The sequence below is a fragment of the Dehalogenimonas sp. NIT-SK1 genome (assembly GCF_055384165.1).
In genome coordinates, this window is record NZ_AP042352.1 from 942304 (window position 1) to 957592 (window position 15289).

Annotated in this window: 18 protein-coding genes and 3 tRNA genes; 14 read left to right on the forward strand and 7 right to left on the reverse strand. The window is 41.2% G+C overall.

What is annotated here, in order from left to right:
• Positions 1-45 precede the first annotated feature (45 nt).
• Positions 46-543, forward strand: a complete 498-nt coding sequence (locus tag ACZ48S_RS04905) for a MogA/MoaB family molybdenum cofactor biosynthesis protein (RefSeq protein ID WP_464211499.1) — start codon at positions 46-48, stop codon at positions 541-543.
• Entirely contained in the window at positions 543-1751 is a 1209-nt protein-coding gene (locus ACZ48S_RS04910; RefSeq protein ID WP_464211501.1) for a molybdopterin molybdotransferase MoeA, read from the forward strand. Before ACZ48S_RS04905 ends, ACZ48S_RS04910 begins: the two co-directional genes overlap by 1 nt.
• Positions 1752-1787: 36 nt before the next feature.
• Here ACZ48S_RS04910 and ACZ48S_RS04915 read toward each other — a convergent pair whose 3' ends face one another.
• Genes ACZ48S_RS04915 through moaA form a run of 3 tightly spaced genes read right to left on the reverse strand, consistent with a single transcriptional unit; the run spans position 1788 to position 3682 of the window.
• Positions 1788-2222 carry an MOSC domain-containing protein gene (locus tag ACZ48S_RS04915; RefSeq protein ID WP_464211503.1) on the reverse strand — a complete coding sequence of 145 codons (435 nt, stop codon included), beginning with the start codon at positions 2220-2222 and terminating at the stop codon, positions 1788-1790.
• Positions 2215-2694: a cyclic pyranopterin monophosphate synthase MoaC gene (moaC, locus tag ACZ48S_RS04920; RefSeq protein WP_464211504.1), complete on the reverse strand. Its 480-nt coding sequence runs from the start codon at positions 2692-2694 to the stop codon at positions 2215-2217. Before moaC ends, ACZ48S_RS04915 begins: the two co-directional genes overlap by 8 nt.
• 4 nt (positions 2695-2698) lie before the next feature.
• The gene (gene moaA / locus ACZ48S_RS04925) at positions 2699-3682 is read right to left on the reverse strand and encodes a GTP 3',8-cyclase MoaA (RefSeq protein ID WP_464211506.1); all 984 of its coding nucleotides are present in this window, start codon (positions 3680-3682) and stop codon (positions 2699-2701) included.
• 305 nt (positions 3683-3987) lie between these two features.
• On the opposite strand from moaA, the gene ACZ48S_RS04930 reads away from it, so the two are divergent.
• Positions 3988-5127, forward strand: coding sequence for a type II glyceraldehyde-3-phosphate dehydrogenase (locus ACZ48S_RS04930; RefSeq protein WP_464211508.1), 1140 nt, complete (start codon positions 3988-3990; stop codon positions 5125-5127).
• Between the two features lie 45 nt (positions 5128-5172).
• On the opposite strand, the gene ACZ48S_RS04935 is transcribed toward ACZ48S_RS04930, so the two are convergent.
• Positions 5173-5249 (reverse strand) — tRNA-Pro (locus ACZ48S_RS04935).
• Between the two features lie 108 nt (positions 5250-5357).
• On the opposite strand from ACZ48S_RS04935, the gene def reads away from it, so the two are divergent.
• Positions 5358-5846, forward strand: coding sequence for a peptide deformylase (gene def / locus ACZ48S_RS04940; protein ID WP_464211510.1), 489 nt, complete (start codon positions 5358-5360; stop codon positions 5844-5846).
• 38 nt (positions 5847-5884) lie between these two features.
• A complete protein-coding gene (locus ACZ48S_RS04945) occupies positions 5885-6529 on the forward strand; it encodes an HAD-IB family phosphatase (protein ID WP_464211512.1) in 645 nt (214 codons plus the stop codon).
• On the opposite strand, the gene ACZ48S_RS04950 is transcribed toward ACZ48S_RS04945, so the two are convergent.
• Complete coding sequence (locus ACZ48S_RS04950; RefSeq protein WP_464211514.1) at positions 6522-7184, reverse strand: YggS family pyridoxal phosphate-dependent enzyme; 663 nt, start codon at positions 7182-7184, stop codon at positions 6522-6524. The two genes, ACZ48S_RS04945 and ACZ48S_RS04950, sit on opposite strands and share 8 nt — an antisense overlap.
• 13 nt (positions 7185-7197) lie before the next feature.
• The gene (locus ACZ48S_RS04955) at positions 7198-7569 is read right to left on the reverse strand and encodes a zinc-ribbon domain-containing protein (protein ID WP_464211516.1); all 372 of its coding nucleotides are present in this window, start codon (positions 7567-7569) and stop codon (positions 7198-7200) included.
• Positions 7570-7648: 79 nt separating this feature from the next.
• On the opposite strand from ACZ48S_RS04955, the gene ACZ48S_RS04960 reads away from it, so the two are divergent.
• The 9 genes from ACZ48S_RS04960 (at position 7649) to rplT (ending at position 15022) form a co-directional block, all read left to right on the forward strand.
• Positions 7649-7733 (forward strand) — tRNA-Leu (locus ACZ48S_RS04960).
• A 106-nt stretch (positions 7734-7839) separates the two neighbouring features.
• On the forward strand, positions 7840-8784 hold the full coding sequence (locus ACZ48S_RS04965) for a 4Fe-4S double cluster binding domain-containing protein (RefSeq protein ID WP_464211518.1): 945 nt from the start codon (positions 7840-7842) through the stop codon (positions 8782-8784).
• The gene (locus ACZ48S_RS04970) at positions 8762-9442 is read left to right on the forward strand and encodes a Crp/Fnr family transcriptional regulator (protein ID WP_464211520.1); all 681 of its coding nucleotides are present in this window, start codon (positions 8762-8764) and stop codon (positions 9440-9442) included. Before ACZ48S_RS04965 ends, ACZ48S_RS04970 begins: the two co-directional genes overlap by 23 nt.
• 330 nt (positions 9443-9772) lie before the next feature.
• Positions 9773-10477, forward strand: coding sequence for an ATP-binding protein (locus ACZ48S_RS04975; protein WP_464211521.1), 705 nt, complete (start codon positions 9773-9775; stop codon positions 10475-10477).
• Between the two features lie 240 nt (positions 10478-10717).
• Positions 10718-11959 (forward strand): hypothetical protein, encoded by a 1242-nt coding sequence (locus ACZ48S_RS04980; RefSeq protein ID WP_464211523.1) that lies wholly within the window; start codon positions 10718-10720, stop codon positions 11957-11959.
• Between the two features lie 104 nt (positions 11960-12063).
• Complete coding sequence (gene thrS, locus ACZ48S_RS04985) at positions 12064-13830, forward strand: threonine--tRNA ligase (protein ID WP_464211525.1); 1767 nt, start codon at positions 12064-12066, stop codon at positions 13828-13830.
• Positions 13831-13927: 97 nt separating this feature from the next.
• Positions 13928-14476, forward strand: a complete 549-nt coding sequence (gene infC, locus ACZ48S_RS04990; protein ID WP_464214564.1) for a translation initiation factor IF-3 — start codon at positions 13928-13930, stop codon at positions 14474-14476.
• A complete protein-coding gene (gene rpmI, locus ACZ48S_RS04995) occupies positions 14454-14657 on the forward strand; it encodes a 50S ribosomal protein L35 (RefSeq protein ID WP_464211527.1) in 204 nt (67 codons plus the stop codon). The genes infC and rpmI overlap by 23 nt, the downstream gene beginning before the upstream one ends.
• A gap of 17 nt (positions 14658-14674) precedes the next feature.
• Positions 14675-15022 (forward strand): 50S ribosomal protein L20, encoded by a 348-nt coding sequence (gene rplT / locus ACZ48S_RS05000; RefSeq protein WP_464211529.1) that lies wholly within the window; start codon positions 14675-14677, stop codon positions 15020-15022.
• Between the two features lie 180 nt (positions 15023-15202).
• Here the strand turns inward: rplT and ACZ48S_RS05005 are convergent.
• Positions 15203-15275: transfer RNA gene (locus tag ACZ48S_RS05005), tRNA-Arg, on the reverse strand.
• Between the last annotated feature and the right edge of the window lie 14 nt (positions 15276-15289).

The window sequence follows — 15289 nt, forward strand, 5'->3', positions numbered from 1 at the left end:
TAACGATTGGCTTTTTAGCTATTATCATTTTATAATGGCTTTATAATGGGGCATATAGATCATAAATCTCAAGCGCCTACTTCTGTAAAATTTGCCATTGTTACAGTTTCAGATTCCAGGACAGAAGATACTGATGAATCCGGACGCTACTTGTGTACCTGTTTACAAGAACATGGCCACAAATTGGGTTTTTACCGTCTTTTAAAAAATGAAAAAGCTACCGTTACTCAGACCCTCCAAAATTTAGACAATGATCTACAAATTGTAATTTTTACCGGAGGTACCGGTTTGTCCCATCGGGATATCACGGTTGAAACAATTACACCAATGATGGACAAACTGATACCGGGGTTCGGAGAATTATTCCGTTTATTGACTTGGGAGGAAATTGGCACTCCATCCATTATGAGTCGTGCTGTCGGAGGTACGTTAAAAGGCAAAATCATACTGTGCTTACCAGGATCTCTCAATGCTGTTAAATTAGCCGCTGATAGAATAATTCTACCTGAAATCGGTCATATGGTTCGTGAGGCTGCAAGATAATGAAGCCATTCGGCCAGTTATTGGATTTTGATGCAGCTTTATCAATAGTATTAGAAAATACTATTGGGATATACATGACCGAAATGGTTTCGGTCGATGAAGCATTTGGCCGGGTGCTTGCTGAAGATGTGAAAGCAGTTTTGTCCGTACCCCCGTTTAAGCGTGCTGCTATGGATGGTTATGCCGTTATTGCTGAGGATACTTTTGGTGCCGGGCGCCGCTATGCTAAAAATTTATCTCTGGTCGGACAAATATATGCTGGTGACGCTTCAAATCTGACCATAAAAAAAGGCCAGGCTATTCAAATTGCCACCGGTGCGCGCCTTCCGTTAGGTGCAGATGCTGTGGTTATGGTTGAAGAAACAGAAGAACTGGATAAAAAGGTAGCTATCTTTAAGGCAGTTTATCCTGGAGCGAATATCAGTCGAATCGGAGAGGATATAGAAAAAGGCGAAAATATACTCCGGTCCGGGACACATCTTGATGCCGGGAAAATTGGGGTATTGGCTTCACAAGGATTTGAGTATATTCGTGTATATCTTAAACCCAACGTAGCGGTGGTGCCCACGGGGCAAGAAATTGCTACCGTAGGTCATACATTAAATCCAGGACAAATTTACGATATTAATTCCCATACTATTGCCAGCGTTGTAAAGCAAAGTGGAGGAATTCCACTGAAAATGCCAATAGCCGAGGATAAGCCTGAAAAGCTTCGAATGGCTATTGAACAGTCACTCAGTAATGATATGATAGTTATTTCAGGTGGCTCCTCGGTTGGCGAACGGGATCTTATGGTTGAGATATTGGAAGATATGGGACAGGTGTTATTCCATGGCATTCAGATTAAACCAGGTAAACCAACTTTATTCGCAGTAGTTAGTGGCAAGCCAGTATTAGGGCTTCCAGGTCATCCGACCTCTTGCCTCATCAATTCCTATCTTTTATTAACACCAGCCGTAAAAAAAATGGCTCGTTTAATATTCAACAACAGGCAGTCCATAGAAGCAGTGCTTTCTCAAAGTGTGCCCGGTAGTATAGGTCGGAGGCAGTTTTTGCCAGTAAAACTTAATAATGGACAAGCTACCCCATTATTCAAGGAATCCGGAGCTATTACCGCCACAGCTGACGCTGACGGATTTATGGATATTGCTCAGAATATAGATATCATTGAAAAAAACGAAAAGGTTAGGGTATTTCTGTTTAACTGATAGTTTTTTTATCATCTCTTTTGGTTGCTGCGGCTGCTAAACAATTTCCAGTTCATCACCGCTAGCAACGTCGCCACCTTTTAAAACACGAGCAAAAACACCTTCCAAGGGCATAACACACATACCCACCTGTTGGTATATCTGGCAATGCTGATGACATTCCTTTCCAATTTGGGTAATCTCAAGCTCTACGCCACGTTTTGTTTTCAATTTTGTCCCTATCGGCAAACTCATAAGTTCAATGCCTTCGGTGGTTAAATTTTCTGCGAAATCACCGGGGCAGAGTGTTAAACCTTTGCCACGCATTTTTTCAATACTGGAGTTGTCCAACAAACTTACCTGTCGATGCCAATCCTTTTTTGCATGAGCATCGCCCTGCAGTCCGCGATTAGTTTTTAATATACCGAAACCGATATCCTTTTTTTTGGTGCCTTTTTTTGCACTAAGGCAAACCGCGATTATTTTAGCCATTGACCTGCCTCCGGTATTGACCGTTTTTTCCACCTTCTTTTGATTCAAGAAATATATCCTTAATGACCATTCCTTTATCCACTGCCTTACACATATCGTAAATCGTTAATGCGGCTACTGAAACTGCGGTCAAAGCTTCCATCTCCACTCCCGTTTGGCCATTGCACTTAACTGCGGCTGAAATCTTTATTTCATACGTACCAATAAATTCGAAATCAACACTTATTCCACTTAAGTGTAGTGGATGACATAATGGTATCAATTCAGGAGCTTTTTTCGCAGCCATGATCCCGGCAATACGGGCTGTTGCCAAAACATCGCCTTTGGCAACCTCGTTATTTTTTACCAGTTTAATCGTATCAGCTTTCATATTAACCCGCGCCGCGGCAACAGCTCTACGGTGCGTATTTTGTTTGTTCGTTACATCCACCATCCTTGATTGCCCCTGGTCATCCACATGCGATAAATTCATAAGCTCATCCTCCGATCTGACGCATTTGCCGACCGCTTATCGGCTCCTTTTCCAAATTATGGTGTTCGGGTTTGGCCATAATCGCCTGATGAAATATCTGTTTGATTTCTTCAATATTGCCATTATTTCGCAGTACTGCTTTGATATCCATTTCTTGATTATCAAGCAAACAAGGTCGTAATTTGCCATCTGCTGTTAGTCTTAATCTGTTGCATTGCCCACAAAAACGATGACTAACTGGTCGGATAAAACCGACCGTGCCGGGGCCGGAACCGAAACTGAAATAATTAGCCGGTCCTGAACCGTTAACGCAGCAAGGCCAGAGCTTACCTACATCAAATTCAATATTTTCTTTTATTTCGGCCACTGTAATCACCTCATCTCCGGAAGCTCGTTTAAAAGGCATATATTCAATAAATCGTATATGCCATCCCTCATTTTTTGCTTTTAAGGCAAAAGCCCTGATTTCATCATCATTAATCCCAGGCATAACAACCACGTTAATTTTTACCGGAGAAAACCCTATTTTGTGGGCCTCATCAATCCCCTCTAATACAATAGCGAGCTTTTCACCTCCAGTGATACGAGTAAATCTTTCGGATATAAGAGTATCTAAACTAATATTGATGCGTTTCAAACCTGCCTGCTTCAGGTCATTTGCTTGGTCTTTAAGTAAAATGGCGTTGGTAGTTAATGATATATCGTCAATTCCCGGTATGACCGTTAATAAACCGACCAAATTAGCCAATTGGGGACGCATAAGTGGTTCGCCTCCGGTCAGTCGTATATGTCTCACACCTAGCTGAGCAGCTGAATAGGCGATCTTCGCTATTTCTTCATAAGATAAGATTTCGTCATGATTAAGACACAAGTTTTCGTTATAAGAGCAATACAGGCAATTCAAATTGCATTTATCAGTAACGGAAATGCGCAAATAGTTAATGCGCCGGTTAAAGGTATCAAAGGTGTCTATCGAACAATTAGCCACGACCGATGAAGGTTACCTCGGAACGACACTTAAGCATATTTTTGTGGAACCTTTCTCTTTACTAGTAGTCAGTTGAACTGCTCTTAGTAATTTCTTATCAACAATTATTGTAGCACTTGGTACTAGTACCGACAAATAAGGAGTAAACAGTGGACATCAAATGGAAAACCATTCAAATAACCGTTTTTCATGTTGTTACTTACTATATTTTTATGATAAGTTAACCATGCTTGGTTTTCAAAAAAGTCCTAGTCCTACTTTGGCCAATAGAGATTGTCATTAAAATGTTTTATTGTGGGGATACTATGAGTAAAATTAGAGTCGGCGTTAATGGTTATGGAGTTATTGGGAAACGAGTGGCTGATGCAGTATCTCTCCAAGATGATATGGAAATTGTAGGAGTAACTGCAGTCAATGCTGATTATCGTATCCGAGTAGCTGCTGAAAAAGGTTACCCCATCTTTGCTGCCGTTCCGAATAAACTTGCCATGTTTCGTGAAGCCAATATTCCGGCTGAGGGTAATTTAGAAGATCTGTTAAAAAAAGTGGATGTCATCGTTGACTGTACGCCTAAAGGCATGGGTTCACAGTTGATAGAAGTATATGAGAAGGCCGGCGTTAAAGCGATTTTTCAAGGTGCGGAACGCCATGAACTGACAGGTTTGTCCTTCGTTGCGCAAGTTAATTATTCTGAAGCCATAAATAAGCAATTTGCAAGGGTAGTATCGTGCAATACTACTGCTCTTTGTCGAATAATGAATGCTTTCAACCGTCGTAACTGGGTTAAACGTGCCAGAGTTGTTTTATTACGTCGTGGTACAGATCCGTGGGAAAGTCATCGTGATGGCATAATCAATACTATAATCCCTGAGACAAAAGTTCCCAGTCATCAGGGGCCTGATGCCCGAACGGTTATTAAGGGGTTAGATATAACTACTATGGCCGGGGCTGGCCCCTTCAATTTAAGCCACATGCATTACGCAATGGTCGAAACCAACAGGCAAGTATCCTTGAAAGAACTTCGGCACGCGTTGTGGGAGGAGCCACGCCTTGCTTTCGTTAGATATGGTGATGGCTTAGTTGCTATGAATTCAGTTATAGAACTCATGCGAGATATGAATCGACCAAGAAACGATATGTGGGAGGTTGGAATATGGGAAGACGCTCTAGCCGCTGACGAAAGGGAGCTTTATCTTGTTTTTCAAGTACATAATGAAGCTATAACAATTCCCGAAAATATCGACGCGATCCGAGCTTTAACCGGAATCGAAATTGATGGTAGCAAGTCTATCAGTAAAACCAACAGGGCAATGGGGATAGTAAAGAGTTTTCTTCCTAAAACTATTCCTGAAGCTGAAACTCACGCGGCAATTGGTGAAGACCTTAAAACGGAAAGGGCAGACTTTTTAGATGAAGGTTACAAGGGAGCAGAGGAGCCCTTTTAAAGATTATTGTGAACCAGCAACAACGATAAACATTTCTATATAAGCTGGTCGGGGTGGACGGATTTGAACCGTCGACCACCTGAACCCCATTCAGGTGCGCTACCAGGCTGCGCTACACCCCGCATTAGGCTTACAGATGTTAGCATAGAAAATTTTTAATCGCAAACTGTTTGTTGTTATATAAAGCTTAAGTTATAATATTAACATAAAATTATCCGGACAGTTTAGGTATGTCATTAAGAACTATTCGTACTCATCCAGATCCAGCATTGCGCCAAAAAGCCAAGCGGGTAACTTTGATCGATAAGGGTGTACAATCCCTCATTGCCGATATGATTGAAACCATGAAATATCATAACGGATGTGGCCTGGCTGCACCCCAAATTGGTGTGCCTTTGCGTTGTATTGTATTAGGTATGCCGGAAGAAGCTCCATTTGCTATAATAAATCCTGAGGTAGTCAAACGTATCGGTCAACACGAAGTTGAAGAAGGATGCTTGAGTGTACCTTCGCTATACGGTGAAGTTAAGCGGTCAATCAGTGTTATTGTTAAGGGAATCGACCTGAGTGGTCGTCCAATTAGGATTAAAGGCAAGGATCTCCTCGGACAAGCATTAGAACATGAAATTGATCATCTGAATGGCGTATTGTTTATTGACCGTATAGAATCTCCTGAAAAGCTTCATAAACAACTCCCAAACGAAACCAACACGGCATAGATTTCGCATAGATTGCATCAGAAAAGGATTCAATTTAATTGGGTAAAGAGTATTTATTACAATGTGATTTTGATGGAACTATAACCGAAGTTGATATAAGTTTCTTGATACTCGAGAGATATGCTGAAGGTGACTGGCAATCAATATTAAAGGAATACCAGAACGGCATAATTTCTGTAGGTGATTTCAATAATCGTGCCTTCTCCTTAGTAAAGAAGGATCGGGAAACTTTAGACACTCTCGTTCAAAAAAAAGGGGTTCTTCGCCCCGGGTTTGAGGAATTGGTAAAGCACTGCCAATTACATAACATAAAGTTAACAATAGTTTCCAACGGTTTGGATTTTTATATCAAAAGCTTGTTAGATCATAATGGGTTTGGCGATATCAATATTATTGCTGCTCGCACGCTATTCACTTCCCATGGTATTGACGCGCGATATTACAATCATCACGGCGAAGAGATATTATCTCAATTTAAAGAATCTTACACCAGGCAATTTATTGAGCAGGGTTACGAGGTATATTATGCTGGTAATGGCCCTTCTGATATACCCGCTTCAAAACTAGCTAAACATACTTTCGCTACCGAGTCCTTGCTGGACTACTATAAAAATAATGGTCTTCCGCATACTCCATTTAAAGACCTAAATGATATTGTCACCAAGTTAGAAAAGGCTAATTAACTTTTCTATCAAATATAGCTTTCCCCAGTCGGATCATATTAGCTCCTTCCTCAATTGCTATATTGTATGAATCACTCATACCCATTGATAGATAACATATATCAGCGTTAATAGATTCAAGTTTCTTTAGACCGTCAAAAAGCCTTTTGGCTTCCGTAAAATAAGGCCGCAGACTTGAACTTATCAATCGGGGGCCCATAGTCATCAACCCTTGTAAATTTACGTTGCTTAAGTCTTTCAGTGATTCGACAAAACTAGCTAGCTCTTCAGGCATCACGCCGTTTTTCTGTGGTTCCCGTCCTATATTTACCTCTATCAATATTGGCATGATCTTCTCTTGCAATTTGGCTTGATAGTTTAAAGCAGTTGCTAAACTTAAGGAGTCTACCGTTTCTATTAAGTGAAATATTTCAACTGCCTTCTTAACTTTATTTGATTGCAAATGTCCGATAAGATGACATTGACCAACGTCGCCAATTTTGGTCTTGGTGGATAAAGCTTCTTGAACATAGTTATGGCCTATTGTGGTAATCCCGGCATCAATCGCAGCGACAATTTCTTCGGGTTTACGATTTTTAACCGCGGCAATTACGCTCACCTCAGCAGGTATTTCGGCTAAAATACTTGAAACATTCTTATAAATATGGCTATACATTTAGTTAAGCATTCTATATTGATTTACCACAATTAGGACAAAACCGCATTCCTCGAGTAATCGGCTGGGAACATGATTGACACAATAACATTAAACCGTTCTGATTACCTGCTATATCACGTATCACATTCTTTAGCTGTTTTTCTGTCATTAATCGTTTTGCGATTTCTTGTTTAAGTTCATCAGCAATCTCAAAACTTTCTCCGCAATCTCGACATGTCATATATTGCTTTACTCTATATTGCACTGTTGGTATGAAATAAACTGTTAACTTCTGCCGGCGCTGGGTGACATTAAATATCCTGTCGCTCTTACAATTCCGGCATTGGGTTACAATATAACCCAAGTGTTCCCCATAATTTTTATTGCCAAAAAGCAAAACCATATATTGAGTATGTAGAGGCTGGTTATATTTGTCAACCGATGACTGCTTTCAGACCTTGTGTTAAAATAAGCATTATCGTGGGGGAGTGCCGGAATTGGTAGACGGGCATGACTTAGGATCATGTGCCGCAAGGCGTCGGGGTTCGAGTCCCCGCTTCCCCACCATCACTAGAGTTAAATAATCCAATAGATAGTATTCATTCACCAAGGCAAATTGAAACATCCACCTTTCACCAATCCATGAATAAAAAAATAGGGAAAAATAATATAGATGCCTAGTTCAGCTGCTTGCGTAACTAAGGAACTGAGAACCTTAGGCTATAGAGCATGTATTACCTCAATAGACAAGTTGGATAAATTAGAGGCTGAATATACCACTTATACCTCACAAGCCGCTTGGAATGATTCCTCACATTTGCGACAGCATCTCTTTCAATTTTCTGCTCCATCTCAATTGCCCAACCCTGAATCAATTATCATTGTAGCGGTGCCTCTTCTACCAGTTAAAATGAAATTTATGTATCAAAATAAAGACTATATATTTGATGCACCAACCGTATTAAACAGCCTTGAAAATTCCAGGAAAATCATTGATATCATTGAAAATTGTAATATATCCCCAAATTGCTCGGTAGTAGAGGCTAAATTGCCAACAAAGATGCTGGCAAGCCATTGTGGCTTATTGGAAAATGGATTGAATAATATGGGATACATATCGGGTATGGGCAGTTTTTTTCAACTTACATCATTTTTTTCAGATATTCTGCCAAATCAAGATACTTGGGAGAATCATAAGTTAAGCAAAGCATGTCTTAATTGCTCGAAATGCATTGGGAATTGTCCTACGGGCTGCATCACGCCTGAAAAATTCGAAGTGTTACGTTGCTTATCCTTATTGAGCAAGGAACCTTACGACTTTCCCGACTGGATAAAAAGCCAATGGCACAACTCAATCATCGGTTGCCAGATTTGCCAATTGGTTTGCCCTATGAACCGTTCGGTAATCAAAGATGCCGTAATCCAGGTTGTTTTTAACGAAAAAGAAACATCCGCGATCCTTGATGGCGTACATTATTCTAAACTGGACTTGAGTACTAAAGTCAAATTACTACGATTTCATCTTGATGCATACTATCAAATTTTACCGCGGAATTTATCCCTGCTATTACAGAATAAACTTGGAGAAACGTTGAATGTCAACAACACATATAAGTGATTTGTTAAAACAAACCTATCTGTTCAGGTCATCGTACGCAGAAGAACTTGAAGAGATTGTGAGTAAGAGCCATACACATAAATATCAGAACGGAGAATATTTATTCTGGGAAGGGGGCTCTCCAGAACATTTTTATATTCTACTAAAAGGCCGGGCTAAAATTATCAAACACGGTTCACTCGGCAGAGAAACGGTTGTGGCTTTCTTCGGGCCTTGCGATATCTTCGGGGAAGTGGCCGTTTTGGAAAACAAACCTTACCCCGCTTCATGCCAGGCAGTTGAAGAAACTGAAGTATTATCAATTAACCGACAGTTTTTTGTTGAATTTCTAAAACGCCACCCAAGAATAGCACTGGCCATGATTGGAATATTAAGCACACGACTTAGAGAAGCACAGAGTCGGCTGCACGATCTTTCCGGAGAGAGGGTTGAACAAAGGCTTGCCAGGACACTAGAGCGCTTATCAAGTAAAATTGGAGATGAATTACCATTTACTCGTCAAGACTTGGCTGCTATGTCAGGTACAACGATGGAAACTACCGTCAGATTTCTCAGCCGCCTCAAGGAACGTAAAATTATAACGTCACACCGTGGATTGGTTATAATTAAAGATAGACAAAAACTAACATTGTTGGCAGATGGCCCCCCTCAAATGTAGATTTTAATAATTATTTATTGATTCATATCATATTCTTATTAGAACTTTTCAGATAAAGTATCTCCACATTATTAGTGAGGTTATATGTATGGAGTATAGATGTCCCGGACGCAATTTCCGCCAACTAAAAGTGGAATTGTATCTTTGTCCAAAATGCCATGGGGAGGTTGAAATATTCTCGGATGAATCGAGAGTTCGATGCCAACGATGTGGAGAAATTATAAAAAGAGCTCATCAACCTTCATGCGTGGAATGGTGCGCATCTGCCAGACAATGCTTGGGAATCAGAAGTCAAAAAACCGATATAAAGGAATAGGAGTATCTATTATAATGCCAATACGTAATATTGTTCGTTTCGACCAAGAAAAATGTGATGGATGTGGTCAATGCGTACCCGCATGCGCCGAGAATGCCATACAAATTATTAACGGTAAGGCTTGTTTAGTGAGTGAAGTTCTTTGTGACGGCATAGGGGCTTGCCTGGGAAATTGCCCAAGGGGAGCAATAAATATTGAACAAAGGGAAGCTCCGGAATTTGACGAAGCACAAGTTTTAAAGAAAGTTGTCAAGACAACAGAAAATATCAATTCATGTCCATTCACAAATCCTGAGGTTCTGGATGACCAAAAAAATTCTAATACCGATTATGATAAAGCCGATGTGAATTCGAATTTAAGGAACTGGCCGGTGCAATTAATGTTGGTGTCAGAAAATGCTCCATTCTTAAAAAATGCTGATATTGTGCTGTCTGCAGATTGTGTTCCTTTCACATATCCGAATTTCCACCGGGACTTTATTTCTAACAAGATTGTTTTAATAGCATGTCCAAAACTTGATGATTACCAATGTTATCTTGGGAAATTAACAACAATGTTTGAACAAACCCGTCCATCAAGTATAACCGTGCTACGCATGGAAGTGCCTTGTTGTGGAGGACTCACCAAGCTAGTTGAAAAAGCCGCAGACGCAGCTGCAATCATGATTCCCATATATGAAAGTACTATCAGTATAAAAGGTGAAATCTTAAACAAATAATACTACAAGATAACATAAAGGCACTTTGCGGCGAGGATAACCCTAATTTTTCAAAATAACCATTGACGTGACATCACCCCTCGACTAAACTAGTAGGAGTTTATGGTACTATCGTTATAAGTAACTGAAACCTTTTGTGTTTTTGGAACAAGATTAACCGTCATTTTGGTTAATGGGTCGGTATTCAGCGTTTATGAGCGGGAAAAATTCCGCTTGTATATACAAAACAAGGAGGTACCTATGGATACCGAACCTAATATTTTGGTCAAGCCATTACCTCAGATATTGGATGAAATGGACGCCAATATCAGGGCTGCTGCTGAAGCCGCAAAAAAAGCCGATGAGGCCGCGAAAAGCGCTGGTACGTCAGCAGATGCAGCCACAAAGGCTTCTTTAGTAGCTGAACAAAGAGCCGAGGAAGCCCGTAAAGCTGGCGAAGACGCGGCGGATTCTGCAACAAGAGCAGCTGCCCACGCAGCAGCTGAAGCGAAAAAAGCCGCTGAGGAAGCCGCTCATAAAGCTGAAGTGGCAGATACCACATCCACGGAGGCTTCCCATAAAGCAGAGGAAGCCAGTAAAATTGCTGACGAAGCTTCCGCGCGAGCCGAAGAGGCTGCCCATCGAGCCGAAGAAGTCGCCAGATCCGCTAAATACGCTGCCGAGGAAGCTTCAGCTAAAGCTGAAGAGGTAGCAATCGCCGCGCGCGAAGCTTCAATGTCACTTGCTAAAACCGCGGAGGAAAATGCCCTAAAATTGCAGGAAATGGCAATAGCTGCGAGCGAAGCTCTATCAGATGCCATTGAAAAGGCAAAGGAATCTTCAAAAACAGCTGCCGATGCGGCCTCAAAGGCTGCGACAGCTGCCGAAAACGCTCAGAATAATTCGAACAGTGAAACAGCAAGGCAAGCTGATGAATCTGGAAGACGAGCAAAACTTGCTGCCAACCAAGCATATCACCTGGCTGAAGAACTCTCACGAAAAGTTGAAACAGCCGAAAGAATCGGTGCCGATGCCATCGAAGCTGCGAATAAAGTCCCGGAGGACATATCTACTAAAGTCTATGAGGCCGGAAAAGCGGCTTCATCTTCAGCTGTTGATGGCCAGCAAACTGCTGAAGAGACCATTAAATCAGCAAAATTGGCTGATAAATCTGGGGATGATGCCATTCATGCGGCTTTGGGAGTGTTGCAAGACATGATCAAGCGAGCAGAGAGTGCAGGGGAATCAGCTCGGCTTGCCGCCGCGGATGTTTCAAAAGCAGCCCAAGCTCATGCTGACCAAGCAGCCAAAAGAGCACAAGAAGTTGCTGAAGCCGCCACTTTGGCTGCTAAAGAAGCTCTAAGCAAAGCTGAGGAAGCTTTATTCAAGGCCGTGGTCAAGAGACTCACTTCTGGTCAATGGATCACCTTACTTGTGGTCATTAATCTTGGTATCGTGATGGCAGCGGTCATGATTGCAGCAGCACTTGGAGCCTTAATATAGGCGATATTGCAGCCTTTCAAATAGAAGGGTTATAATTAACCTATCGTGGAGCCTCTCAATGGTATAGTGAGAGGCTCCATTATTCCAAAAGGTAATATTTACGCATGATTAATGATATCAAAGATGATCTACCCGCGGATATTCAAAAGCTTGATGCTTTACGTCATTCTACGGCTCATGTATTGGCTCAGGCAGTCACTGAGTTGTTTCCGGATGTGAAACTCGGCATGGGGCCTTCTATTGATAATGGGTTTTATTATGATTTTGACTTATCCCGCACATTAACACCAGATGACCTTAATGCTATAGAAGCTAAAATGTCCGAACTAGTAAGAAAAAACCAACCATTTATTAAAGAAACAATAAACCGAAAGACAGCTATTGAGCTTTTTGCCAATCAACCATATAAACTCGAACTTTTACATGAAATTCCCGAAAACGAAAATATCACAATTTATAAAAATGGGGAGTTTGTTGACTTGTGTAGCGGCCCTCATGTTTCCCACACTGCCCGCATTAAGGCTTTTAAATTATTGTCAATTGCCGGAGCTTACTGGCGCGGCAATAAAAATAATCCAATGTTGCAACGTATTTATGGGACAGCTTTCTTAAAACGTGTAGACCTTGATAAATATTTGGAAAAGCTTTCTGAAGCTGAAAACAGAGACCATCGACGCATTAATAAACAGCTAAATCTGTTTATTACGCCTGAGGAAGTCGGTGGGGGCTTGGTAATCTATGGGCCGAAGGCCGGACGTATCCGCACAACTGTAGAGGAATTTTGGAGGCGCATGCACTATGAAAATGGCTACGAAATTCTATACACGCCTCATATTGGCCGTTCGACTTTATGGCAGACATCCGGACACCTGCAAAATTATAAAGACATCATGTATTCATCCATGGATATTGACGGGCAGGACTACTATGTTAAGCCGATGAATTGTCCATTTCATATCATGTTTTATAATTCTCAAAATCATTCATACAGAGATTTACCATTGCGCTGGGCTGAACTGGGGACCGTTTATCGATATGAACGGAGTGGAGTATTACATGGACTGCTCCGGGTCCGAGGGTTTACTCAAGATGATGCTCATATAATATGCGCACCTGACCAAGTAGAGAAAGAAATTAAAGATGTCCTTCAGTTCTCCTTTAATATATGGCATACATTTGGCTTTAAAAACTTGAAACTTTTTTTGGCTACTCGTCCGGAAAAAGCCATTGGTACCGACGAGCAGTGGCAGCGAGCTTCCGACGCTTTACGCAAAGTGATGGATGCACAACAGTTAGAATACACCATTGATAATGGTGGCGGTGCCTTCTACGGACCTAAAATTGATATTAAAGTATGCGATGCACTGGGACGAGAATGGCAGATGACTACGATACAGTTTGATTTTAACCTGCCAGAATTATTTGATATGACTTATGTCGGTAAGGATGGACAAGAGCATCGTCCTTTCATGGTACATCGAGCTTTACTTGGTTCTTGGGAGCGGTTTTTCGGCCTTCTAATTGAACACTATGCAGGGGCATTCCCTGTATGGCTTCACCCCATTCAACTAGCAGTATTACCAATTGCTGACCGACATTTGGAGTATTCACAAAGAATTGCAGACGACTTTAAATTTTCCGGAATTCGTGTGATGCTTGACGAACGGTCAGAAACAATAAATCAAAAAATACGGCAAGCACAACTCGAAAAGATACCATATATACTCATTGTAGGGGACAAAGAGGTGGCAGATGATACTGTCTCAGTAAGGTTGCGTACTGGTCAACAGAAATCAGGAGTTAACCCCCAAGATCTAAAAATTATTATTAAAGATGTAATCGATCAAAAGCGAAATGATTTAATCGTCTGAGTTTGAATTTAATATAGTAATTATGTTATATTTGGAACTTGAATAATATAGTAATAATATTCTTGGAGGTATCTCACACATAGTTAAAGAACTCCGAATTAATGACAAAATTTTGGGCCGTGAGGTCAGGGTGGTTGGAGAAAAAGGTGAGCAATTGGGTGTTATGACCGTAGCACAGGCAAAAGAAGTTGCTCGCCGAAGCAACTTGGATTTAGTTGAAGTCGCGCCCACTTCCGCACCGCCGGTATGCCGTCTTATGGATTACGGTAAATACCGTTACGAGCAGACCAAAAAAGAACGGGAAGCAAAGAAAGGTCAAAAATTATCCTTATTAAAAGAGGTCAGGCTACGCCCTAAGATTGGAACACACGATTATGATGCTAAAGTCCGCAGTATTCGTAAACAACTAGAGGGCGGAGATAAAGTCAAAGTGACAATAATGTTTAGGGGTCGGGAGATAACCCACTCAGAACTAGGGATTAAGATTTTAAAACGAGCAGCCGAAGAATTATCTGATATTGCTAATGTTGAAGGACAACCAACGCTACTCGGTTCAAGAATACATTTAATGCTGGTACCGAAACCGGCCACTAAAGCAAAAGCAAAGGAAGGTCAATCTGATAATGCCGAAGATAAAAACTCATAAGGGAGCTAAAAACCGGTTCAAATTTACAGGTAATGGCAAAATGATGCGGGTTAAAGGCCCAAAGAGCCACCTGCGTCGCAAAAAATCATCTCGCACCAAGTCTTTGTTCGATGAAATGATTCCCGTGTCGAAAGTGGACATAAAACGACTCAGTCGCTTGGTACCTTACGGCGTAGATTAGAAAAAGGAAGTAAAAAAATGGCACGTATAAAAGGTGGGGTCGCCACCAAAAAAAGGCATAAATCTGTACTTGAATTAACTAAAGGGCATCGCGGCCAAAGAAATCACAATTTTAGAAGAGCTAAAGAGAGTATGACCCATGCTTTAGCTTATGCTCATGCCCACCGCCGTGACCGAAAAGGTGATTTTAGGCGTTTGTGGATTGCCAGAATTAACGCAGCTGCCCGCATAAATGGAATGACTTACAGCCAGTTCATGGCCGGCTTAACCAGATCTGGCATTACACTTAACCGAAAAGTCTTGGCTGATATAGCTATCACACAACCTGATACTTTTTCCGAATTGGTTAAAAGCTCTTCTAAGTGAAATTTAGTAAATGAGTTAAAAAAACCCTGAATACAAACGTTCAGGGTTTTTTGTTATATAATGAACACAACCCAAAGATATACAGCGAGGAAAGTGAAATGAGACTAGGTCCGACAGAACTAATAATAATTGTAGTTATTGTTATCGTGTTGTTTTTTATTTTCAAAAAACGTAGTTAAACGTCCCAGGAGGGATTCGAACCCGCGACCCGCTGCTTAGAAGGCAGCCGCTCTATCCACTGAGCTACTGGGACATGAAGCTAAAAAC